Raw genomic sequence first — 24,261 nt, 5'->3', positions numbered from 1 at the left:
GATAATAACCACATCCTTGTAAACTGGTCAACAAACAAACGATTTCGATTTTTCAGAGTTCAATTACTTTGAATATTTTCCTCAATATAACGTAAACATAAATTTACAAAAATTAATTAAAGGAGTTCAAATGCTGAAAAATCGTCATTTTGAAAAAGTCTCAAACTGGCCGCGAACCTGTAGCTATATTGCCAAACTGAGACTAATAGTGGCGCTAAAACTTCTGTTTACATATGCACATAATAAAAAACCCCTCTAAGTAGAAGGGTTTTTTTAAACATTCAAAGAATGGAGGCTTAGAAGGTAGCTTCGAAACCTACATACCAGTACGTTCTGATTGCATCGTAAACGTCTGCAGCAGTGTTTGTACCTGTTACATCTCCAGGAATACCTTGGCCTAGTAGTGGAGGCTCTTTGTCGAACACGTTATCCACACCAACAAACACTTCATATTGACCATCGTTAAACGCATAACGCGCTTGGATATCGTGATAGAAATATGAACCAATTGTACCAAAGTCTAGCTGATCATTTTCGATATTAACGCCATCAATATATCGAGTAGACCAGTTAACTGTTAGATCATTCCAAGCGTAAGTGATGTTTGCATTCGCTTTCCACTCAGGAGAACCAATTTCACCAAGAGAGTCAACAACTTCACCACCTTCAAATGGAGTAAACTGGTCTTTATCTACATAAGTACCTACTAAGCTAGTTACTAATGTACCAGGACCAACGTCAGTTGTGTAATCTACCGCGAAATCTACACCTGAAGTTTCTTCGATCGCAACGTTGATGTCTTGAGCGTTAATACGACGAACTAAGCCAGTGTCAGGATCACGCTGAATTAGACTACAGAATGGGTTGTTAGGGAAGCTAGCTTGTCTAACACACTGATCAACTGTAGTTTGCGCAGTGAAACTGTTAATCGCATCAGTAATCTCGATATCCCAGTAATCGATGGCAATATTCAAACCTTCGATTTGTGATGGAGAGTAAACGAAGCCAACAGTAAATGTTTCACCTTCTTCTTCTTTCAGGTCAGGATTACCCGCTGCAATACCACCTGCACTTCGAATGTTAGTTGCGAATGGATCAAGTGTTGCAGTACCTGGGATTGTGGCACAGTTAGCTTGTACCTGTGCAGATTGCTCTGTGTATACATCCTGTTCTTCACCAGAAGCACTTTGTCCACCACGGCCACCAAATGCGCACGGATCAACAAAGTTACGGAATGTTTCAGTACCTGGATCAAATAGTTCGATAATCCAAGGAGCACGCACCGCGGTCGATAGACTACTACGTACTTTCAAGTCTTCAGTAGGCTGCCAATCAAGTGCCACTGTATAGGCATCTGTACTACCAATAGTTGAGTAGTCAGACGTTCTATATGCAAGCTCTAAACCTAAATAATCAGCAAATTGCATGTCAGCTAACAATGGTACACGCGATTCAATAAAGAATTCTGATACGTCGTAGTCCCCAGCAATGTTAGGAACAGTATTACCAGTAGTTAGGCCTGATTGGGCAAGTGCATCAGAATTGAATTGAGCAACCTCTTTACGCTGCTCATAACCCAATGCAACACCAAGGTCCCCTGCAGGTAGCTCATAAGCAAATCCGTCGACAGTAACACCGAATACTTGCTGTTCTGCACGTGAAGTTGTTTGAGGGTTAACAGTAACAAAATCTAACGCTTCACCGGTCATCGCACCAGCACCGAAAACGTTTACTGGAACACAGCCTAAAGACCTAAATAGTGGGTCAGCACATTGAACAGTACCGTCTTCCAATGTTTCTGTATCTAGCGCGTTAATAAAGTTAAGTGTTTGGATTACACCACTATTAACTTGGTCACGAGAAACACTACCCCATTGATAGTAAACTTCATAGTTCCAATCATCATTGATGATACCATCAACACCAATTACGCTTCTGAACGTACGACGTTGTGCATCTAATGAACGGTTTTGAACTTCTGCAGAACGACGACGGAAAGTTACGCCGTAATTATCAGGGTCGAAATCATCATTATCTGCATTAGCCGCAATTATGGCATTTCTTAGCTCTGTTGGGAAAAACGCATTTGATAACGGCATAGTTACATCAGGGATGTTACCAACTGAAATGAACTGACCCATAATGGTTGGTTCAAGGCTAGTCGATGAACTTACGTCAGCATAAGCAGATTCACTAAATACGCGGAAATGTTCGTTGATTTCGTAGCTTAAGTTAGCGTTGAATTGAGTACGATCTGTAGGAACGCGAACCATACGGCGAGCGTTACGGTTAAATCCGTCTTCTGCATTAACAAAAGGCTTATTCCATAACCCTGTAGATTCATCCTGCGTAATAAAGCCGCCATCGTCTCCAGGAACAAAGAACGAGCCTTTAGGACCGAAAGAGCTGTTCACAACATCAGCTGCAGAGATATCTCGATCAGTTGCTCGAACGGTATCAGTTGTGCTGTAACCGCCATAAACCAAGGCATGACCTTTGTCCTCAGCAAATGCACTACCAATTGTGAAGTTGATGTCACGCTCAGCACCACCACCTTCAACTGAATCACCATAACGAGCGTTTACTTCAACTCCTTCAAAGTCATCTTTCATAATGAAGTTGATTACACCAGCCATTGCCTCTGAACCGTATACCGCAGACGCACCACCAGTTACAACTTCAACACGCTCGACCATGTTGAATGGGATCATGCCGGTGTCTACGCTTTGCTCACGAGCAGACGCACCGATGTGACGACGACCATTCACTAGAACCAAAGTACGGTTTGAACCCAAGTTTCTCAAGTTAACCGTGTTGATACCAGCATTGAACAAGCTAAAGTTTGTATTTGTATCGACTGACTCTGATACACCCATTGCAGGAAGTTCATTTAGGAACGATGCAATGTCGTTAAAACCAGAAACTTCAAGGTTTTCTTCATCGAAAACGTTAACAGGTGAAGTTGCAACTAAGTCGGTTCTCGCGATACGTGAACCTGTAACCTGAATTTTTTCAACAGCTTCTTCTGCTGATTGTTGCTCTTGAGCATATACATTGGTTGCAAATGAACCTGAGACCAAGCCAGCAGCTAGCGCTAACTTGACGCACTTGGTCAATTTTGTATTTGTAAACATTCTTTGTGTCTCCCTGGACCACTAAAAACTTTTTTAGTGTGTTTCTAAATCGTCTTTATGACGAATTGTTATTAGTAAGGTCATAGCCTCACTTTGATAATAACCACATCGCTAGCTAAGGGTCAATTGCGATCTGGCAGGTGTTTCGCAAAAGTTCAATTTTTTTTTGTCTTTTTCTGAACTTTTGTAAATTTTAACTTACATTTTACAATTAAATTACGTTTCCGATCGTTAAGCGTCTGTTTTTTAGACAATCATTTTAAAAACTTATTTTCAGTATTTCATTCTACTTTGTGAAAAAACTACGTTGTTCAATATGTTGTTGTGAATAGAAACCGTTCTCAATTTCAAAGACAGGTTTGGGGATTTTTCCCTGTAAAATTAATGCTATTGTTATTGTAAATAAAAACCTAGCTGCCTTCTTATCGCCTCTGGTAATTCAGGTAGCGCACTTTTCGGTAACAAGAACGTAGCCATGTTGAAAAAGTCTAGATATATGCGATTAGACTCAGTGGTTTTTTTAAGATAATGGTGGCCTGAAGAGCCGCCTGTACCTATCTTTGTCCCCAACATACGCTGCACCATCATTGCATGACGATAGCGCCAAATCGTCAACTGCTCATCTATTTCAGTTAATGCCGTGATAAGTTGAAATGGAAGGTTGAAGATGGGCTCTTCAGAGTACTGCTTTATAAATAGCGCAGACAGCAAGGCTTTATGACTTAAGCGGAACTTCCCTTCTTGTTTTAATTTTTCAAATTGAGATTCGTCGAACAATGCATCAAAGTTTTCCACTGTTGCTTGCAAATCTTTTAATTCTTGGCGCTTTTGAGTTTCTGACAGCATATCGCTGGTTGAAATAGTGTGACGGTCATCGTTTAACATTTCATCGGCTGCGCTTTTGTAATATTGCCAAAAATCAAATCCATCTGTTTTTAGAAGCGGCATTCGAGACAACCACTTGTCAACTAACTCAAATAAGCTAGGTTTACTCTCAAGGTTCTCAAGCAATGTCCTATCTTTATCTGTTAGACGGTTATAAAAACTTTGTTTATCAAAATCTATCCTAAACTCTCGCTTTAAGCCTAAAGAAATCTCTAATCGCTTAAATTGAATGCTTTGAAACCCCGAGGCAGGTACAAGGTAGTCTCTGAACGATAAAAATTGCTGAGGTGTCATGGTTTCCATAATCGCGATTTGATCGTTCATTAACTTTTGAATTTGAATGACGCGATGAAGCCTGTGTACAACTTGCGTCAGCTGTTGATCTTTAACCCTCTCTTGGTTGAAGGTATCAATAACCGCGTTTAATTCGTGGAGTACCTGCTTAAACCATAATTCATATACCTGGTGCACAATAATGAAAAGCATTTCTTCATGCGCAGCATCACCATATTTTTCACTTTGTAAGTCTTGTGCCCCTAATACTTTGTCTAATTGCAGGTAATCGCCGTAATAGCAGGGCTCAATATTCTTTTTCATGCTGTTCTTGCCTTGTTGGTTTTATACGGATGGCTAAGCCAATCTTGCGCTTGAATCATCTACACTATTTCAGTGAACAGTGCGGGCTTGGGTGGTTGTTCGCGATAACCGGCCCTTAATTTGAGATTTTTCGCGGATTTACTAATTCTGTTTAAGCCACCTCGACTTCCACAGAATACAAGCTATACATTATAAGGGCATATAGCCAGGGAACGAGCTGTCGCTTCCTGTATGTATAAAAATGTGTCCACTACCTAAATAGTTACTGAATTTGCAACGTATCGCTGTAGTTTGATTCAACATATCTTGGCGCGGCGCTAACTAAAAATTATAAGAGGAAGAAACATGAAACTTGATGACGATATTCATAACTACTATGAGCACTTAGTATTAGAGCGCATCAGCAAGCTAGGGCTGGATACGGTGAAAAGCCCAGATTATCTAGCCGATTTATGTTGCCTTGCGCTTAACCAGGTGCCGCCAAGATATATTCGATTTGAAGTAGACATGGCGTTTTATTTGCCACAAAGCGAGAGAAAACAAATGGAAATGAACGTCGAGCACGCTATAAGCAAAGCGCTAAAATACCTGGATGAAACCGAAAAAAACAAAGAAGCGAGTTAATAGAGGGATTGGGTGGCAGGCCTCCAGCCACATCCCGGCACATGAGTCGTCTGCTGCGGCTGCTCCCTTCCAGGCCTGACCGGGTTCACAGAGTATCATTGCGGGAGGACCAAAAGCCTACCATAGAAAAATGCAATCAAGACAAAGTCATTAGCCCCTGCTTGAGTGCGGGGCGCATTATGACTATTTGGCTACGAGTTTTCAACCCTTTAAAGAAAATCTCTCTTCAGCAATAAGATTTGCGACACGATTTGTCGCTGCTCCCTCTTGCTCTGCTCGGGTATAAATTTCTTTTAGCGTATCGCCTATTTGCTCAATGTGCTCACGCAAGGCTTCATTTGAACTCGATTCCATTCGCTGATGGAAAATATCAATGACACCACCTGCGTTAATAACATAATCAGGGGCGTACAAAATACCGCGCTGTTGAAGCAGCTCGCCAATATCTTCGCGAGCTAATTGATTATTTGCAGCGCCAGCAATGATTTTTGCTGTTATACCTGGCAACGTTTGATCGTTAATAGATGCCCCTAGTGCGCAAGGGGCAAGCACATCAACATCCAAGCTAAGTATTTCTTCAGCAGCCACCGCTGTCGCACCAAATTCTTGTACCGCTTTTTCCACACCTTCTGGGTAGATATCAGCAACATAAAGTTTTGCACCTTGTTCATGCAAGTGCTTAGCTAAACGATAGCCAACATGCCCCATTCCCTGAATGGCAACACTTACCCCATCCAAGCTGCGCTTTAATCCATACTCAACGGTCGCTTTAAGTCCAACAAAAACGCCGTAAGCAGTCGATGGTGCAGGGTTTCCATCAGGCACTTCGCCTGCGTAGTGATATTGAGCTTTTACACCTGCAATATAATCAGACTCGGTCGCCATTGTTTGTAGGTCAGTGACAGAAATTCCTGAATCTTCAGCAGTGAAATACTTTCCACCTAACGACTCAACAAACTTACCCATTGCTTTCATCATTTCTGGCGTCTTGGCTTTGCGAGGGTCTCCGATAATCACTGATTTACCGCCACCAAGTTCAAGGTTTGCCATTGCCGCTTTATACGTCATGCCCTTAGAAAGCCTTAAAACATCAGTTAACGCTTCACCACTATTTACATAAGGCCACATACGACAACCACCAAGTGCTGGCCCCAGATTAGTATTGTGTACAGCTATAATGGCACTCAGGCCCGCTTTTTCATCGTGATAAAACGCAACGTGCTCATGATTGTTGAACTCTGGGTGATCAAAAACTGACATATTTTCCCTATTATAACTGTGGTGAGTTGAAGCCTCCCCAAACACTACGCTGTTACGAAAACGAAACGCCTTTCATTTGGGATGATGTGAGAGTCTGTTAATGTTTTGCGTTACACTTATTGGCCTTGCAAAGATCAACGACATACTATCAAGTGTATCCGATTGTTTTGAGGACAGGCCTTGCAAAGTTTGTTAATGAAATTTACAAACTGAAACGCAATGGAATTGAATACAATTTTTCTAGGACAGCTATCCTAGGATTTTTTTTGATATATAATAAACATCATAAAAACGACGGAATTAGTGTTAATGAAATTGGATAAATTTGACCGTGAAATTTTGCGCGTGCTTCAGCAAGACGCTACTGTATCGATGGCAGATTTGAGCCAGCGAGTTGGTTTGTCTCATACTCCATGTTGGAGACGGGTTAAACGAATGGAAGCCGACGGCATTATTCTTGGTAAAGTAACCTTGCTAAATAGCAAGAAACTGAACTTAGGCGTATCGGTGTTTATTTACGTTACGTTGAAGAATCACGACGGAGACTCGTTGACCGATTTTGAAAACGCCGTACAAAATATCGATGAGATTGTAGAGTGCCACACCACCAGCGGTGAAAAAGACTATCTGCTTAAAGTTATTGTAGAGAGTATTGAAGAGTATGAGTTTCTGCTTAAAACAAAATTAACCCACCTTCCCTTGGTAGACCACTTAAGCTCAACCTTCGCTTTGAAACAGGTAAAAAACACCACCGAGCTTCCAATAAAACGCCAATGATGAGGTCAGAGTAAATACTCCGCCCCTTTTTATGCTTTACTGACTAGTGGGTCAAAGAATGAAGAATGTACTCTGACCCCAATTTACGTAGCATCAATTTGATTTTCAGGCTTTGCCTTTTCAAATTCGCTAAGCTCGTTACAGTTTTTCGCTATTTTATCGATGAGGGGATAACGGCTCATATCAACACCGAAACGCTTGGCATTATACACTTGAGGCACAAGGCAAATATCAGCGAGTGTGACATCAAAATCGAAGCAATATTTACCTGCCTGAGTTTGCAGTCGTTTCTCAATTCCGTCAAACCCAAGCGTTATCCAGCGTGATGCCCATCTAGCGACATCATCTTGAGTCGCATCAAAGTTGCCTTTTAACGCATTTAGAACGCGAAGATTTCCCAAAGGCTGAATATCGCAAGCGATATCTTGTGCTAACGCCCTAACACGCGCACGCTCAGTGCGATGCTCTGGAACAAGTCTACGCTCACTTTCATACCTCTCATCAAGGTACTCAATTATAGATAAAGATTGATTTAAAATAATATCCGCATCTTCATCAACAAACGTGGGAACTAGGTGCGCAGGGTTTAAACGCGTATATTCACTGCTATGCTGTTCTCCCCCATTCTTAACCAAGTGTACGGGCACGTATTCGTACTCTACACCTTTAAGATTAAGTGCAATGCGCACACGATATGAGGCGGTTGAACGCCAATAGCCGTAAAGTTTTATGCTCATGGTATTACCACCCCAATCATACGTTAAAAGTAATGTCCTTAGGCTAGCTAAGAGGTTTAACCTGCTGTTCGATGGCTCCAAATACTGAGTTACCGTCATTGTCCAGCATTTCAATGCGAATTCGATCGCCAAACTGCATGAACGGCGTTGACGGTTTTCCGTCTCTAATTGTTTCAATCATGCGAACTTCAGCAATACATGAGTAACCCACACCACCTTCGGCAATGGCAGAGCCATGGTCAGTGCCCTGTTTATTCGACACGGTTCCAGATCCAATTATTGCGCCTGCGCCAAGGTTTCTACTTTTCGCTGCATGCGCAACCAGCTGGCCAAAGTCAAAGGTCATGTCTTGACCTGCCTCTGGCTTACCGAATAGTTCACCGTTATAGGTCGAGCGCAGAGGCAAATGAACTTTATTGTCTTTCCATGCGTCGCCTAGCTCATCTGGCGTCACTGCAACCGGAGAAAAACTTGACGCTGGCTTAGATTGAAAAAAGCCAAATCCTTTAGCTAGTTCACCAGGAATAAGCCCTCGTAGTGATACATCATTTACTAACATAACCAAGCGAATACGTTCAGCACCTTGCGCTGGCGAACAAGCCATTGGAACATCGTCAGTCACTACGGCCACTTCCCCCTCAAAATCAATGCCCCAGTCGTCGCTTGGAAGAATAATGTCATCATTTGGACCAATGAAATCGTCAGACCCACCTTGATACATAAGTGGATCGGTCCAGAAGCTTTCAGGCATTTCTGCGTTACGCGCTTTTCGCACTAGCTCTACGTGATTCACATATGCGCTGCCATCTGCCCATTGATAAGCTCGTGGCAGTGGAGATTCACAACGCGTCGCATCAAATGATACGCTTTCACATGCATTGTCGTTTAGCTCTTGGTATCTCATCTGTAGCTGAGGCGCAATCTCATTCCAGTTGTCTAATGCAACCTGCATTGTTTTTGCGATGTCCTGTGCACTGCATGCTCGAGAAAGATCTTTCGACACTACCATTAAACAGCCATCACGAGTTTCATTTTTATAAGTTGCTAGCTTCATTATTCTTTCCTCGAAAATTTTAAATACGCTCAGCTTCTCAATTGTGATTTACCGTACTTGCCTCCTAAAAGTGGCAAGTAACGGGCGAGAAACCAACGCTAAAAACAGTTTGCTAACTATAGTTATGCCACTAGTTGGTATAGATTGAGAAGCGTTTGACTGATGAAGTTTTATTTCGCTGTAAGAAACGATGTACGCCACTTACGTTAAATTAGGTGCGAATGGCCTTGCACGGCTTGCTCGGCGGATGATGTAAATTTTTCGTAACAGGGTTATTAGTAAGGGCATACTCACAGTATTCGCCGCAGTGCGCCAACCCTACTAGCAGTGACAACCGTCCACTTCTTAAACTAGGGCTAACGCGCAACTAAGATTACTAAAGTTTAACCGTGGCTTTGTTTATGCCGTATTCACGCAGCTTGTTAGCAATTGCCGTGTGACTTAAACCAAGCTTTTTAGCGAGTTGTCGAGTACTTGGATATGAAGGGTACAGGCGTTTCAACAAGTCCTTCTCAAACTTTTTCACTTCTTCATCTAACGTTCCATCGAAATTTTCGTCAATGTAAGTAACGCTAGGCGCACAGCTAGGAAGCTGAATATCCTCTTTGGTAATTTCTTTCCCATCAAGCAGTGACAAAGCGCGATATAACGCGTTTTGTAGCTGCCTCACATTACCAGGCCACGGATACTGCTGCAGAAAATCAACACAAGACTTACTTAGCTTTGCCGGGCGACGACCTAACTTGGTGCTGTGCTGAACAATGAAAGACTCTGCAAGAGGAACAATATCTTGTCGTCTATCTTTCAAAGAAGGCATTACTAGACTAAGTACATTCAAGCGGTAGTACAGTTCTTTTCTGAAGCGACCTTCTTCAACAAGCTGCCCCAAGTCACGACAAGTGGTGCAGATAAACCGCACGTCTACTTTTACAGGTTCTGAATCGCCCACTCTTCTGAATTCGCCATCTTCTAAAACGCGCAGCAGTTTTGCCTGCAGCTGCGATGACATATCCGCAATTTCATCAAGCAACAGCGTACCGCCTTTTGCTTGCTCTAAAAGACCCACTTTTGCATTGGGTTGATTGAATGCACCAGCGGCATAACCAAACAACTCGGTTTCTGCTACGCTGTCGGGCAATGATGCGCAATTAAGCGCTAAAAACGCACCTTCACTGCGACGGCTCGACTGATGACACGCGCGGGCGATCATCTCTTTCCCCGTACCTGTTTCGCCAAAAATCAATATAGGCGCATCTAAATCGGCGATACGCTTCGCTTCATGCACCACTCGCTTCATAAACGGAGATTGAGTAATAAAACGGTCGAAGCTATCAGTGGGCGACTGGTGGAATGCAGTAAACTGTTGGCCAAGTCTCATTTCAGATTTAAGTATGACAACAGCGCCAGCCATGATCATATTATTATCACCATCGGGCACTGTAATGGGTAACATATCGGCTAGGTAATCTTGCTGAATAAACTTCACTTTTGACGACTGTGGGCCAGGCGACTTTCCGTCCATCCATTTGTTGAAGTTAAAGCCCTTCACTACCTCGCTGATTTCGATGCCTTCAATCTCGCTACTGGGGATTTCAAGTCCTGCACACACGGCTTCATTACACAACAGAATGTTGCCTTTTGCGTCTATGGAAAAAACAGGATCAGGTAAGGTTCTTAGAATGGCCGAAAGCTGGTTTTTCTCACGCTCACCCGGCATGAATAGCGTAGTTTTAACGTCATCAATACCGTCGATACGACGAATTTGAGGCATTAAATGCTGAAAATCAGCAAATTCAATATTGGGAAAATTAAGGAAAATTTTTCCCGCAGGATCTATTTCAATACCGCGTAAATCTATCTCTTTCGTAACGAGAATATCTAAAACATCTTGTGTGATACCAAGACGGTCCTGACAACTTATTTCTAGGCGCATAGGGTGTTATAGCTTTATTGTAAACATATATGTACAGATTATCATACTTTTACAAAAAGATAACAAGATAAATGTTACATAAGTTTAAATTCGCTTTAAGCCGCAAAGAAGGGAGCGCTGAAGCCACGCAGATATGGGCGTTAAGACTTGATAAATAAGAAAGCCGCTACTAAGAGCGGCATCCTATATAAAATACATTTATTTAACAATACTATTAACTTGCTTTTTTCTCTTTCGGAGGGAAAAGTGGGGAAAACAGCCCTAGCGATTTTGCTTCCTGTACTAGCGCCATAATATCCATTTCCGCTAATTCGAACAAATGATCGAATTCAGGAAGGATATAATAAAGCGGCTGCATAATATCGATGCGATAAGGCGTGCGTAGCGCGTCAATAGCCGTAAGAGGGTTACGCAAAGGCGCATCGCTGTCTAGGGCGTATATTGTTTCTCCAGGCGACGATAAAATGCCGCCACCGTATATTTTGAGGTCGCCCTTAGCTCTTACCAACCCAAATTCCACGGTAAACCAATAAAGACGAGCAAGATAAACGCGGTCTTCTTTACTTGCAGCTAATCCGAGCTTGCCATAAGTATGCGTAAAGTGAGCAAATGCTGGGTTTGTCAGTAACGGGCAGTGACCAAAGACTTCATGGAAAATATCTGGCTCTTGCAGGTAGTCAAACTCTTCTCTGGTGCGAATAAAGGTAGCAACTGGAAATTGTTTATTTGCAAGCAGCCTAAAAAATTCACCAAAATTGATTAGCGCTGGAACTTCAGCTGTTTGCCAACCTGTTTTTTCCATCAATACCTTATTGATATCAGGTAGCTGTGGAATTTCTTTTTCATTGAGCTTCAACAAATCAAGACCGTCTAAATATTCTTGGCACGCTCTCTCTTTCACTAGCGGGATTTGTCTGGCATAGAGTTCTGACCAAATTTGGTTTTCTTCTTCTGACCAATGAATGATGCCATTTTCATCAGATTGTCTTGACTGGTATTGCGTTGATTTTGGCATAACTTCCGTAACCAATAGGTATTAAAAAACTTGGTTATCAGTCTAATGAAATTCGTAATTTACAAAAGTGGGACACCTCATGAGCCGCTCACACCACATGTAAAGTTAATTTCACACCTACAACACAACACACTGTATTTAAAATAAAAACCGCTCTAAATGAGCGGTTCCACCAAGTCGTACCTTACGCTATTAAGTCTATCATAGACGACTTATTTCTTTGTTTAGTTGATACTCTCTCGACGTGACATATGTCTCCATCTTGCGCAATCTTGCTTCCGCTTTTTCAAAGCGATTTCGAATATCATGAAACGCTTGCTTAGGTGGTTCACCTGCTTGCCAAACTTTAGTTTTCACTTCAACTTTTGAACTCTTAACTTGGCCACCGTTAGGGTTTGTCCATCCTTTTCCTTTAGAAAATACAGGAGGAGTAGATGCGTCTTTCAGTCCCGCAGGCTTTTTATCTAGAATAAACCAAGCTGCAATGTAGGCGACGAAGATAAAAGGGCCTGCTAATAAAAAGAACCCTGTCACTACCAAAATTCTTACTAACCACGTTTCTAAGCCGAAGTATTCTGCTACACCAGAACACACTCCTGCAATTCGTGCATTTTCTGGGTTGCGATAGAGCTGTTTTCCATTTCTCATGCTCTATTCCTCCACTCAGGCGCCTCACTATCCAAAATTGCTTCTAGCGTTTCGATACGCTCGCTCATTTTCTCAGCTTTTTCGGCTAAATCTTGCAAAGACGCATGCTCTTCAGCACTTAGCCCTTGGTTCACCTGCTTTTTGCTTCGATAGTGTAAAATTAGCCAAATTGGAGCAACAAATATTGTGAATACCACAAGGGGCATGACCAACATTGCAATTATACCTTCATCCATCTCAATCTCTCCTACAAACCCTGATGTAACTACCCTCCTCACTGTTAAGTGTGTGGAGGGTGCCCCTTATTATTCTTATTCTGATTTTTCGGTGCTTTTATTTGCACCTTTCACTTTTGCTTTAAGCGCAGCAAGTTCGTCTTCAACTTTGTCACTTGCTTCTAATTCAGCAAATTCATCTTGCAGCGTCTTCTTGCCAAGATCATAGGCTTCTACCTGTGACTCTAGGTCATCGATTTTGCGCTCGTATTGCTCGAAGCGCCCCATCGCATTGTCTACTTTAGTGCTGTCTAGCGACTTTTTCACCTCAAGACGAGAACTCGCGGTTTTCTGACGCATAATAATCGCTTTTTGACGGCTCTTAGCATCAGCAAGCTTTTCTTGAAGCTGACCGATTTCATCCTGAAGTTTACTGATTTGTTCTTCAACAATAGCCAGCTCTTTGCTTAACGCTTCAGCCGCTTCAGCAGACTTTTTCTTTTCTTGTAGCGCTGCACGCGCTAAGTCTTCCCTGTCTTTACTAAGCGCAAGCTCCGCCTTCGCTTCCCAATCATTGGCATCGCTTTCGTACTTTGCAATTTGGTTTGCGATTTCCTTTTTATTAGCCAAAGTCTTCGCAGATGCAGAGCGCACCTCAACCAATGTGTCTTCCATTTCCTGAATGATTAATCTAACCATTTTCTCAGGATCTTCCGCTTTATCTAAAAGCGCATTAATATTCGAATTCACAATATCTGTAAAACGCGAGAAGATACCCATAATAATTACCTCTTGCTAAAAATGGTAAGTGTTAAAAAACACCACACTTGAAAAATAGATTACTCTTGGTATTACTCGTATTCAATATACTTGCCAACTTTACCCCAACGATAACCTGCTATTTTTTATACACTTTTTATTAAGTCAAATAATACTCGTTTCTCAATATGTTTTGCTCTACACTATTAATTGGTCGAAATGACTAACTTTTGAGGGATTTAATGAGTAGGTATCGACAGCAAGACAATTTGCTTGGTCAAGCGAATAGTTTTCTTGAAGTTTTAGAGCAAATTTCACAAATTGCACCGTTAGATAAACCCGTGCTTGTCATTGGTGAACGTGGCACCGGTAAAGAGCTGATTGCAGCGCGACTTCACTTTCTATCGAAGCGCTGGGATCAAAACTATATAAAGCTAAACTGTGCAGCCTTAAGCGAAAGTCTCCTAGAAAGCGAGTTATTTGGCTATGAAGCGGGGGCGTTCACTGGCGCCTCGAAACGCCGAGAAGGTCGCTTTGAAGTTGCCCATAACGGTACGCTGTTTCTCGATGAGCTGGCTAATACGTCTGGACTTATTCAAGAAAAGCTTCTACGCGTTGTTGAATATGGTGAATTTGAGCGCGTGGGTGGCAGTAAATCGGTAAAAACCGATGTGCGCTTAATTGCGGCAACCAACGAAGACTTACCCACACTTGCCGATGCCGGGGAATTTCGTGCTGACCTACTCGACAGGCTTGCTTTTGACGTTATTACTATCCCTCCCCTTCGCGAGCGTCGTGAAGACATTATGATGCTAGCAGAGAATTTCGCCATCAATATGGCTCGTGAAATGGAAATGGAGTTATTCAGCGGTTTCACAGAAAAAGCCAAACGCACACTGCTGGAATACGATTGGCCTGGTAACATTCGAGAACTAAAGAACGTGGTCGAGCGAGCGGTATACCGCACCAACAACCCGCACTTACCAGTGCATGAAATTATTCTTGACCCTTTTGAGTCTGCTTTTCGCCCTCAAGGCAGGGTTAAGACAAACGATAGAGTAAACGGTTCTGATTCAACGATTAAACAAGCACAACCTGATACGTTCATTTCAAAAGAAATAATAGAGAGTGCTGACGTCACGCCTCTTACACCAAGTACAAAGCAAGAATCTGTGGAATATCCCATAGATTTGAAAGAACGATCTCAACAATACGAGATAGATATGATAAAACAGGCACTTGCTGACAGTCAGTTTAATCAAAAGAAAACTGCTGAAAAATTAAGCCTGACATATCATCAGCTACGAGGTTACCTCAAAAAATATAACTTACTAGATTCTTCCGCTGAAAGCGTCGAGGCGTAAAGCATGTCCCATGGTTTGGTAGAGCGTTTGTCATTGTGTTTATGCACAGCGCTTCTTGTTGCATCCTGCGCAAAGCAGAATAAACAAGCGTTTTACAATACGGGTATCATCTACTGCTCCGAAAGTAACCCTGTTACTTTTAATCCTCAGCTGGACACATCAAGTACTACCTCAGATGCATCGTCTCACCAACTTTACGACAGGCTTTTAGACTTCGATCCGGAATCTGGACGTATTGTCCCAAGTTTGGCAAGCAGCTGGCTAGTAAGTAATGACGGGCTCACCTACGCATTCCAGCTAAGAAAAGACGTGTGGTTTCATACCACCCGCTACTTTGAGCCGACACGTAATTTCAATGCCGACGATGTTATTTTTAGCATAGACAGATGGCGACTTCGTTCACATTCTTACCATTACGTGTCGGGCGGGCGTTACCCTTATTTCGAAAGTATTGGTCTTGCACAAAACATTGCTTCTGTAGAGCGAATTAATGGTTATCGTGTGGAAATCACGCTCAAACGTCGCGACAGTTCATTCTTGGCTAACTTAGCTACCGACTTTGCTGTCATTTTGTCAGAAGAATACGCAAACCAACTTTCTCGTTTGGGGTCACCGAGTAAAATTGATGAACTTCCGATTGGCACAGGCCCTTTTAAGTTTGATAGCTATCGAAAGGACCACTTTATAAAGTATTTACGCCACGACAATTATTGGCGTGAACAAATTGAAGACGAAACAGCGAATGCTCTCAATGGTGCTGAAAATACGCAAACTAATGCTCAACTAGATAATAACGAGCAGACTGTTGTGGAACAGCTTATATTCGATATTACACCGCGTAGCTCATTGCGCTTAGCAAAGTTAATGACGGGGGAATGTGATGCAACAGCATTCCCAGCACAAACAGAGCTTGAAGTAATCCGTACAAGAGAAGATCTAACGCTTGCAGAAAAACCGGGGCTCAACATTGGATTTTGGGCCTTTAATACTCAACGTCCCCCTTTTGATAACCCAGATGTTAGACGTGCTCTTGCGGCAGCTATCGATAAAAACACGCTGTTAGAAGCCGTTTATTTTGACAGCGCAACACGAGCGAGAACATTGCTGCCCGCGGCAAGTTGGGCGTTTCAAAACGATGCCGACGATACCGCCTACAACCCAGTTTTAGCCAGAAAACTACTGGCTGATGCAGGGGTTGAGGAAGGCTTTTCAATGACCATTTGGGCGATGCCGGTAGAGCGTGCCTACAACCCTAATGCCACTAAAATGGCAGAGCTAATACAACGCTATTTAAAAGATGTGGGTATAGACGCGACAATTGTTAGCTATGATTGGACAACCTTTCGACGCCACCTGTTAGAGGGCTTACACGACTCGGTCTTAATTGGATGGTCTGCGGACAATGGTGATCCAGACAACTTTTATCGTCCTTTGTTAAGCTGCGATGCGATACCGTCTGGAACAAACCGCGCCATGTGGTGTAATGAAGATTATGATAAGTTACTTAGCGACGCCCTACAGACAGAGGATATCGAGGCAAGAAGGGCCATTTACAGACAGGTTAACCGCTTGCTGTATGAGCGACTTCCACTGGTTCCAATTGCACATGCCTATCGCTATCAGGCATATAGAAATGAGTTAAAAGGTATGACAATTAACCCATTTGGCGGTGTACGCTTTGGTGGAGTTGAAAAAGCATTGTGATTCAGATTCTTATTAGATACAGCACACTGTTTGTACTGACCCTGTTGGTGTTGGCCATTATCTCGTTTTCACTGGCCTATCTCTTTCCTGGTGATACATTAGAAAATCTGACCGGTTTAATACCTCAAAATGAAATACAGCGCGCGGCGCTGGAGCGGCAATTTAAGTTAGATCAGTCTTATTTCGTTCAATTCTTCCATTATGCAGGGAATTTGCTTACGGGAGATTGGGGGTATAGCTTTACATCGGGGCTGCCACTTAGAGAAGAAGTAGGTATTGCCATGCCTGCTACTATAGAGTTAGCGACCTATGCCATGCTAATGGCACTATTTATTGGTATTCCTCTTGGCTATTACGCTGGAATTCGCTGCTACTCTACATCTGATCACTTAATCAACAGTGCAAGCATTACCACCTATTCGTTTCCTGTTTTTTGGTTTGCTCTGCTGCTCATTTTGATATTCAGTTTACAGCTGGATGCTGCACCGCTTTCTGGTCGCATTAGTTTGCTATACAGCATTGAGCCAATAACAGGCTTCATTCTTGTTGATATTTTACTGTCTGATGTCGAGAACAAAACATTAGCCTTTAAAGATGCGCTTTCGCACATTGCCCTGCCCACGTTTGCTATCGGTGCCATTGCAACAGCTTCTATGATTCGCATAACAAGACGTTCTGTTATTGACGTAAGGCACCGCCCCTATATTGCCGCCGCTATGTCGCGTGGTCTTTCAAGCTGGCAAATATTTTTTCGCCATATTTTGCGCAATGCGCTTTTGCCTATTCTCCCTCTTATGGCAATCCAGATCACCACACTCATTACCAACGCGATGATTGTAGAGACCTTATTTTCTTGGCCTGGAATTGGGAATTGGCTGATTCAAGCTATTTACCAGCGGGATTACCCTGCCCTTCGCATTGGAATGATGGCTGTATCCACCGTTGTTATTACACTAACCATACTGGTTGATTTATTTAATCGAATGATTGACCCAAGCAGAGAGAAATACGAACGTGCCACAGTTTAGTTTGTACGACGAAGAGTTCCATCCGTCGCCGTGGCAGCGGACGTGGGCATCGTTTACAGCAAGCCACATTGCTATGCTTGGCTTGATCATGCTTGCGCTATTTGTGGTTTGCGCCCTATTTGCTCCTATTATCACGCCCTACGACGCGGTTGAGCAAAATATTGATGGTTTGCTTATCCCCCCAAGTTGGGTAGCCAATGGCTCAATTTCACACTTGTTTGGCACCGATGCGCTAGGTCGAGACTTATTTACTCGTATAATTTACGGCTGCCGCATAACCTTGGGCTCTGCATTTATCACCGTTGTTCTTGCTATGCTGGTTGGCGTAAGTTTGGGCACGTTTGCGGGTATGCTACGGGGCGTACGCTCCAGTATTGCAAATCACTTGCTTGACGCGCTTATGGCAATTCCTACCCTGCTCATAGCCATAATTATTGTGGCAATTTTGGGTACCGGGTTAGTCAATAGCATGTGGGCAATCACTCTGGCACTCATTCCCCAGTTTGTGCACCATACACGAAGCTTTGTGCGCGCAGAGATGAAGAAAGATTACATTCTGGCGTCACAACTAGACGGCGCTAGTCGTTGGCAACTCTTTGTGCACTCTATACTACCTAACATGACTGAAATGCTGGTTGTTCAAGGTACATTGGCCCTCTCTATCGCCGTTATTGATATCTCTGCACTGGGCTTTTTAAATTTAGGCGCGCAGTCGCCACTTCCTGAGCTAGGCGTAATATTAGCCGACGGACTAGATGTTGCATACTTAGCTCCTTGGAACGTTGCGGTGCCTGGCATGGCCATATTTTTTATGGTGCTGTCTATTAATATTGTGGGTGACGGCCTGCGTTCTGCGCTTAGAAAAAGAGTGAGTTATTAATATGCCAATGCTTGATATTAAAAATCTCACCTTGGAAATGCAAAGCAGTGATGGCGCAATTAAGGCGTTAGACAAAGTTAACCTTTCTGTAAGTAGCGGCGAAATCCGCGCACTGGTTGGCGAGTCTGGCTCGGGTAAAAGTTTAATTGTTTCGGCCATCTGCGGCGCGCTTCCCAATCAGTGGAACTTAACCGCCGATAGAATGAGTTGGAACGGCGAAAACCTCTTAGGAATGTCTGTCCAGCAGCGTCGTGAAGTTATGCGTCGTGAAATAGCGGTGGTATTTCAAAATCCGCAGGCAAGCTTAGATCCTTCGGCAACCCTTGGCGAACAGTTAGAAGAAAGTATTCCCGATGAATTTGTTGAAGGAAGCTGGTTTTGGCAACGTGCACAACATCGCAAGAAAATAGCAATTAGTACCGTTCATAAGGTCGGAATAAAGCATCATAAACACTATTTAAGTGCATTTCCTCACCAAATTCCGGCTGATATCGGGCAAAAATTCATGATAGCCATGGCGTTGGTTTCACAGCCTAAATTACTGATTGCTGATGATCCGACGCGAGGTATGGAGCCCACTACCAAAACACAAATTCTTAAGCTTTTTACGCGACTTAATCAAACACGCTCGCTTTCAATTTTATTTGTAAGTCACGATTTGCTTGCTATCGCCAGTATGTCTCACTCAATGACGGTACTCTATGCTGGGCAAACTGTTGAGTCGGGCAAGATGAAACACATTAAAAAGCGGCCACTACACCCTTACACTAAAGCGCTGTTAGATAGCGCCCCTAGCTTCAGAAAAGACTTGCCGCCCAAATCGCTGTTACCAACGTTAGGTGGCTCAATACCTACACTGCAGCATTTGCCCATTGGATGCCGACTAGGGCCTAGATGTCCTCGCGCACAGCGTGCCTGCGTGCAAACACCGGGCGTGCGTAAAATTCACGATCACAGCTACAGTTGCCATTATCCACTTCACATGGAGAAGCTGTAATGGACATTATGCAGGTAAAAGACCTCACTTTTATTCACAATGAAACAAAAAGTTGGTTAAAGCGACCTGAAATTTTTCAGCTTGGTCCGGTGAACCTTAGCGTAAAACGCGGAGAAACCATTGCCATTATTGGTGAAAACCGTTCTGGTAAGTCTTTGCTGGCTAAACTGCTTGTTGGCGCACTGCCCGCAGATGCTGGCGAAATTGAAATAAACACCCACAAATACTTGGCAAAGTATCAGTCTAAAGATAGCCAGCAAAAGCGTACTCACGATATTCGAATGATATTACAACACAGTGCAGAGTCGATGAACCCGTCTGTGCCTGTAGGTAAGATTCTAGATGAACCTTTGCGTTTAAATACTGGCCTCTCTGAAGCCGAGCGCAAGCCTATTATCGAAGATATGTTAGTGAAGGTTGGATTGCTTCGAGAGCACTATTATTTTTACCGCCATATGCTGTCAGACGGTCAACAACAGCGCATTGCATTGGCAAGAGCAATTGTATTAAAACCCAAAGTATTAGTTGCTGACGAACCTTTTGCAGCACTAGACCCGTCAATTCGCTCCCAAACAGTAAACCTCATTTTAAAGCTTCAGCAAGAGCTAGGCTTGGCGTTTATCTTCATCAGCCACAACTTAGGTATTGTTAGGCATATTGCTGATAGGATAATTGTAATGGAAGCGGGAGAAATTGTAGAAGAAGGTAAGACCGAAACAATTTTTCGTTGGCCCCAACACACGCGGACTAAAAAGCTTATCACGGCATACCATTCACTAGTACCGCAAAATACTATACGTTAACCATTCAGAACGCATGGTAACACCGCCATTCCACTTACCAAACGCACTTCTTTGAAGGCCTTCTTACGCTTTCATTGTCAGATTATTGACTGCTGACCTTTTGGGGTAGATAAATTAATCAAGAGGTAAGCGTGTTAATCAAAGACAGCGCTTTTAGACCTTACTTTTACACTGCCAAAAGGGGCGAATAACACGCCCCTTCCAACACTAAAGTTTTTGGGTGAGAAAGTGAGCGTGCCTGATATGCCATTACCCAACCAGCGCTAACAAAATACCAGCCGCAACAGCACTACCCAATACGCCAGCTACATTAGGGCCCATTGCATGCATTAATAAGAAGTTATGAGGGTTTGCCTCTAACCCCACCTTATTGACTACCCTTGCAGCCATCGGTACCGCAGATACACCTGCAGCGCCAATAAGAGGGTTGATGCTTCCGCCTGATAATTTACTCATCAGTTTCGCCATAAGCACGCCAGTCGCCGTTCCAATACCGAAAGCAACGGCGCCAAGCCCTAAAATGCCTAGGGTTTCAACGGTAAGAAATTTATCCGCCGAGAGCTTAGACCCCACGGCTAAGCCAAGAAATATCGTGACCGTGTTTATCAGCTCATTTTGTGCAGTTTTACTAAGTCGGTCTACCGCACCGCACTCTTTCATTAAGTTGCCAAAGCAGAACATTCCAACTAGCGGAGTGGCCGCAGGTAAAAACAAAATAGTCATCATTAGCACGGCAAGGGGGAAGAGTATTTTCTCACGGTTAGAAACGGGGCGCATCTGACCCATTTTGATTTTGCGCTCTTCTTTGCTGGTGAGTGCTTTCATAATTGGCGGTTGAATAATGGGAACTAACGCCATGTACGAATACGCTGCCACAGCAATGGCTCCAAGCAAGTCTGGCGCAAGCCGTGAGGCCAGAAAAATGGCCGTAGGCCCATCAGCACCACCAATAATGGCAATTGCACTGGCATCTTTAAGTGTAAACTCAAACCCTGGGACAAAGTTTAATGCTATAGCGCCAAACAAGGTTGCAAAAATACCAAATTGCGCCGCTGCACCCAGTAGCAACATTTTAGGGTTTGCAATAAGCGCGCTGAAATCTGTCATCGCCCCTACGCCCATAAATATGAGCAGGGGAAACACGCCGGTATCAATGCCTATTTTATAAATATAATGAAGTAGACCACCCGCTTCTGAAAAGCCAGCAATAGGAATATTGGTTAGCAGTGCTCCGAAACCGATAGGCAGTAACAATAAGGGTTCAAACTTTTTAACAATGGCCAAATATAATAAACCAAAGCCGACGGCCATCATCACCAGCTGACCCGCTTCAAAATGCGCAAGCGCGGTACTGTCCCAAAGTACCATTAACTTATCCATGAACTACCCCAATAAGATCAACGGTTGGCCATTGGAGACGGAATCCCCTTCAGCCACAGAAACTTCAGTTACCTTACCGGTAAAAGCGGAACGGATTTCCGTTTCCATTTTCATGGCTTCCAGTATTATCACTACATCGCCTTCAGCCACGCTGTCGCCATTTCTAACCATCACTTTAAATACGTTACCGGCTAAAGGTGAATCAATAGACTGAGTTGTACCTGCAGTCGGCTGAGCGGTTTCTGTTGACTGCACGGTTGTGCCAGATGCAGGCGTTGAGTTCGCACCTGCTGGAGTAACACTAGTTAATGTTCCAGACGGTGCCACTTCAACACGATAAACCTTCCCATCCACATTCACATCGTACATTTCAGATGTGGCAGTTTCCTGAGAGTTGGCAGATTGTTGTTGTGTCTGTGAAGATTGTGGCTGTTGCTCTATCGTTGCATCTTGTGCATTAGGCGCTGGCTCAAAGGCACTTGGGTTACCGCGATTTTCGATAAATTTCAGACCAATCTGAGGGAACAGCGCATACGTCAGCACATCGTCAATTCTGTTTGACGATAGCGTTAGCTGCTTTTTCTTCGATAAAGCGACAAGTTCATCTGTGAGCGTTTCTAGCTCAGGAGAAATCTTATCTGCCGGGCGACATGTGATTGGTTCAGCACCGTCAAGCACTCTCTCTTGCAGCGCTTTATTTACTGGCGCTGCTGTAGCGCCGTATTCACCTTTAAGAACACCCGCAGTTTCTTTGGTAATGCTCTTATAGCGTTCGCCCGTCAGCACATTCAATACCGATTGCGTACCCACGATTTGTGAAGTGGGGGTAACCAGAGGGATAAAGCCCAGATCCTCACGCACACGCGGAATCTCTTTTAAAACTTCGTCGAACTTATCTTCTGCGCCTTGCTCTTTTAACTGGCTCTCCATGTTCGTTAACATGCCTCCAGGCACCTGCGCTAGAAGGATTCGAGCATCAACACCTTTTAAGCTTCCTTCAAATTTACTGTATTTTTTCCTTACTTCTCTAAAGTAGCTGGCAATTCCTTCAAGTTCCGTTAAGGCTATGCCGGTATCGCGCTCTGTACCTTCAACAATAGATACTATAGTTTCCGTTGCCGTATGCCCGTACGTCATACTCATTGAAGAAATAGCGCCATCTAGCATGTCTATTCCCGCATCAACTGCTTTTTGATAAGTTGCAGTACTCAGCCCCGTAGTTGCATGGCAATGTAACGCAATTGGCACACTAACCGTTTCTTTTAAACCCGTAACGAGCGCCTCACATTCATAAGGCTTTAAAAGTCCAGCCATATCTTTAATACAAATAGAGTGCACGCCTAAATCTTCAAGCTGCTTCGCCATGTCTAGCCAAAGATTCAAATTGTGTACTGGGCTTACAGTGTAAGAAATGGTGCCTTGTGCGTGAGCACCGCTGTCTATGGTTGCTTTAATCGCTGTTTTTAGATTTCTGATGTCATTCATGGCATCAAATATTCTAAATACATCTACACCACTTTCGTGCGCTCGCTCAACGAAGCGGGTAACAACATCATCTGCATAGTGTCGGTATCCCAACAAGTTCTGCCCACGAAGTAACATTTGCTGCTTGGTATTAGGCATTGCTGACTTTAATTTACGAATGCGCTCCCAAGGATCTTCTCCCAAGTAACGAATGCACGCATCAAAGGTTGCACCGCCCCACGACTCTACCGACCAAAAGCCGACTTTATCTAATTTTTCAGCGATGGGGAGCATGTCTTCAATACGCATTCTTGTAGCCAGAAGGGATTGATGTGCATCTCGCAAGACCAGTTCGGTAAGAGCCAGAGGCTTAGGCATGGTAACTCCTGATTAGGCTTATCTTTTTGAATGTTGGCGATGAGTGTGAACTGCAGCCGATATTGCGGCGATAACATTCCCGTCGATACCAGGTTGCACCGCTTGATTATTTTTCTTCACATTAATTGGAGCTTCTTGCATTTCACCAGGAAACGCCTCGCAAAAGCGAGCAATTAAATGAACACCTATTATGAGTAGCCCCAGGAATGAAAAGACAAATACCATCCCAACAAGCATTAAGGAGGCGGCTTCAAGGAGCAAATGAGTAACAGATTCAGAATTCATATTCGATCCTGTTGTTATTTTGTACCTCATTTAGTATCACGCAGAATTTGAAAACACAATAAAGCAGCATAAAAAACCATTTAAAATTACATTGAGCTTAAAAAACTGAAAGTTAATGCACAATTGCGTAATAAAATCGCAATAAATTACCACTGCTTCGTTTAGCGCAATGAGAGCGAATGTTTTTTAAAAGAGTAACGATGAGCGTAGACCGATGCTATATGACAACATAAATTCGTCATCAACGCTTCGTGCTGCTTTACAAAAAGGAATGAGGAAAGGTAAAAAAACAATCTGCTTAAAATGAAAAAGCCCACCTAGAAGGTGGGCTTTTCAATGT

The 24,261-nt window shown here is 43.3% G+C and carries 21 protein-coding genes and 1 other RNA gene; 8 read left to right on the top strand and 14 right to left on the bottom strand.

Going from position 1 to position 24,261, the window contains the following annotated elements; translation table 11 throughout:
• Window positions 1-296: 296 nt before the first annotated feature.
• Together ACHUFN_RS09025 and ACHUFN_RS09020 are read right to left on the bottom strand one after the other, a co-directional pair.
• Window positions 297-3,134: a TonB-dependent receptor plug domain-containing protein gene (locus ACHUFN_RS09025; protein ID WP_394222018.1), complete on the bottom strand. Its 2,838-nt coding sequence runs from the start codon at window positions 3,132-3,134 to the stop codon at window positions 297-299.
• A gap of 393 nt (window positions 3,135-3,527) precedes the next feature.
• On the bottom strand, window positions 3,528-4,616 hold the full coding sequence (locus ACHUFN_RS09020; protein WP_394222017.1) for a tryptophan 2,3-dioxygenase family protein: 1,089 nt from the start codon (window positions 4,614-4,616) through the stop codon (window positions 3,528-3,530).
• A 345-nt stretch (window positions 4,617-4,961) separates the two neighbouring features.
• Between ACHUFN_RS09020 and ACHUFN_RS09015 the strand changes: the two genes are divergently transcribed.
• Window positions 4,962-5,240 (top strand): late competence development ComFB family protein, encoded by a 279-nt coding sequence (locus tag ACHUFN_RS09015; protein WP_394222016.1) that lies wholly within the window; start codon window positions 4,962-4,964, stop codon window positions 5,238-5,240.
• An 18-nt stretch (window positions 5,241-5,258) separates the two neighbouring features.
• Here ACHUFN_RS09015 and ffs read toward each other — a convergent pair.
• Window positions 5,259-5,355, bottom strand: an RNA gene (gene ffs, locus ACHUFN_RS09010) — signal recognition particle sRNA small type.
• A gap of 86 nt (window positions 5,356-5,441) precedes the next feature.
• Window positions 5,442-6,500, bottom strand: a complete 1,059-nt coding sequence (locus tag ACHUFN_RS09005; protein WP_394222015.1) for a Glu/Leu/Phe/Val dehydrogenase dimerization domain-containing protein — start codon at window positions 6,498-6,500, stop codon at window positions 5,442-5,444.
• 309 nt (window positions 6,501-6,809) lie between these two features.
• Here ACHUFN_RS09005 and ACHUFN_RS09000 point away from each other — a divergent pair, with 309 nt between their 5' ends.
• Window positions 6,810-7,277, top strand: coding sequence for an Lrp/AsnC family transcriptional regulator (locus tag ACHUFN_RS09000; RefSeq protein WP_014948689.1), 468 nt, complete (start codon window positions 6,810-6,812; stop codon window positions 7,275-7,277).
• Window positions 7,278-7,360: 83 nt separating this feature from the next.
• Here ACHUFN_RS09000 and maiA read toward each other — a convergent pair whose 3' ends face one another.
• From maiA to pspA, 7 genes are all read right to left on the bottom strand, one after another.
• Window positions 7,361-8,014: a maleylacetoacetate isomerase gene (maiA, locus tag ACHUFN_RS08995; RefSeq protein WP_394222014.1), complete on the bottom strand. Its 654-nt coding sequence runs from the start codon at window positions 8,012-8,014 to the stop codon at window positions 7,361-7,363.
• A 43-nt stretch (window positions 8,015-8,057) separates the two neighbouring features.
• On the bottom strand, window positions 8,058-9,068 hold the full coding sequence (locus ACHUFN_RS08990; protein WP_394222013.1) for a fumarylacetoacetate hydrolase family protein: 1,011 nt from the start codon (window positions 9,066-9,068) through the stop codon (window positions 8,058-8,060).
• A 376-nt stretch (window positions 9,069-9,444) separates the two neighbouring features.
• Window positions 9,445-11,001, bottom strand: a complete 1,557-nt coding sequence (tyrR, locus tag ACHUFN_RS08985; protein WP_394222011.1) for a transcriptional regulator TyrR — start codon at window positions 10,999-11,001, stop codon at window positions 9,445-9,447.
• A 214-nt stretch (window positions 11,002-11,215) separates the two neighbouring features.
• Complete coding sequence (phhA, locus tag ACHUFN_RS08980) at window positions 11,216-12,016, bottom strand: phenylalanine 4-monooxygenase (RefSeq protein WP_394222009.1); 801 nt, start codon at window positions 12,014-12,016, stop codon at window positions 11,216-11,218.
• 201 nt (window positions 12,017-12,217) lie between these two features.
• Window positions 12,218-12,664, bottom strand: coding sequence for an envelope stress response membrane protein PspC (gene pspC, locus ACHUFN_RS08975; protein ID WP_394222008.1), 447 nt, complete (start codon window positions 12,662-12,664; stop codon window positions 12,218-12,220).
• Entirely contained in the window at window positions 12,661-12,900 is a 240-nt protein-coding gene (pspB, locus tag ACHUFN_RS08970) for an envelope stress response membrane protein PspB (RefSeq protein ID WP_394222006.1), read from the bottom strand. Before pspB ends, pspC begins: the two co-directional genes overlap by 4 nt.
• Window positions 12,901-12,975: 75 nt before the next feature.
• Window positions 12,976-13,659: a phage shock protein PspA gene (pspA, locus tag ACHUFN_RS08965; RefSeq protein WP_394222005.1), complete on the bottom strand. Its 684-nt coding sequence runs from the start codon at window positions 13,657-13,659 to the stop codon at window positions 12,976-12,978.
• A 221-nt stretch (window positions 13,660-13,880) separates the two neighbouring features.
• Here pspA and pspF point away from each other — a divergent pair, with 221 nt between their 5' ends.
• From pspF to ACHUFN_RS08935, 6 genes are read left to right on the top strand one after another with little or no spacing between them, the layout of a single operon-like run.
• The gene (pspF, locus tag ACHUFN_RS08960; RefSeq protein WP_394222004.1) at window positions 13,881-15,002 is read left to right on the top strand and encodes a phage shock protein operon transcriptional activator; all 1,122 of its coding nucleotides are present in this window, start codon (window positions 13,881-13,883) and stop codon (window positions 15,000-15,002) included.
• 3 nt (window positions 15,003-15,005) lie between these two features.
• On the top strand, window positions 15,006-16,706 hold the full coding sequence (locus ACHUFN_RS08955; RefSeq protein WP_394222003.1) for an ABC transporter substrate-binding protein: 1,701 nt from the start codon (window positions 15,006-15,008) through the stop codon (window positions 16,704-16,706).
• Window positions 16,703-17,734, top strand: a complete 1,032-nt coding sequence (locus ACHUFN_RS08950; RefSeq protein ID WP_394222001.1) for an ABC transporter permease subunit — start codon at window positions 16,703-16,705, stop codon at window positions 17,732-17,734. The genes ACHUFN_RS08955 and ACHUFN_RS08950 overlap by 4 nt, the downstream gene beginning before the upstream one ends.
• Complete coding sequence (locus ACHUFN_RS08945; protein ID WP_394222000.1) at window positions 17,721-18,614, top strand: ABC transporter permease subunit; 894 nt, start codon at window positions 17,721-17,723, stop codon at window positions 18,612-18,614. The genes ACHUFN_RS08950 and ACHUFN_RS08945 overlap by 14 nt, the downstream gene beginning before the upstream one ends.
• A gap of 1 nt (window position 18,615) precedes the next feature.
• Window positions 18,616-19,611 carry a peptide ABC transporter ATP-binding protein gene (locus ACHUFN_RS08940; RefSeq protein ID WP_394221999.1) on the top strand — a complete coding sequence of 332 codons (996 nt, stop codon included), beginning with the start codon at window positions 18,616-18,618 and terminating at the stop codon, window positions 19,609-19,611.
• A complete protein-coding gene (locus ACHUFN_RS08935; RefSeq protein ID WP_394221998.1) occupies window positions 19,611-20,414 on the top strand; it encodes an ATP-binding cassette domain-containing protein in 804 nt (267 codons plus the stop codon). The genes ACHUFN_RS08940 and ACHUFN_RS08935 overlap by 1 nt, the downstream gene beginning before the upstream one ends.
• Window positions 20,415-20,663: 249 nt before the next feature.
• On the opposite strand, the gene ACHUFN_RS08930 is transcribed toward ACHUFN_RS08935, so the two are convergent.
• Genes ACHUFN_RS08930 through ACHUFN_RS08920 form a run of 3 tightly spaced genes read right to left on the bottom strand, consistent with a single transcriptional unit; the run spans window position 20,664 to window position 23,921 of the window.
• Complete coding sequence (locus ACHUFN_RS08930) at window positions 20,664-21,794, bottom strand: sodium ion-translocating decarboxylase subunit beta (protein ID WP_394221996.1); 1,131 nt, start codon at window positions 21,792-21,794, stop codon at window positions 20,664-20,666.
• A gap of 3 nt (window positions 21,795-21,797) precedes the next feature.
• Window positions 21,798-23,636, bottom strand: coding sequence for a sodium-extruding oxaloacetate decarboxylase subunit alpha (oadA, locus tag ACHUFN_RS08925; RefSeq protein ID WP_394221995.1), 1,839 nt, complete (start codon window positions 23,634-23,636; stop codon window positions 21,798-21,800).
• Between the two features lie 18 nt (window positions 23,637-23,654).
• Window positions 23,655-23,921, bottom strand: a complete 267-nt coding sequence (locus ACHUFN_RS08920) for an OadG family protein (RefSeq protein ID WP_394221993.1) — start codon at window positions 23,919-23,921, stop codon at window positions 23,655-23,657.
• Window positions 23,922-24,261 lie beyond the last annotated feature (340 nt).

It is taken from the genome of Alteromonas gracilis (assembly GCF_043642145.1).
Taxonomy (GTDB): Bacteria; Pseudomonadota; Gammaproteobacteria; order Enterobacterales; family Alteromonadaceae; genus Alteromonas; species Alteromonas gracilis_B.
The sequence above is the reverse complement of the archived record's forward strand: the minus strand, read 5'-3'. Positions and strand labels throughout refer to the sequence as shown.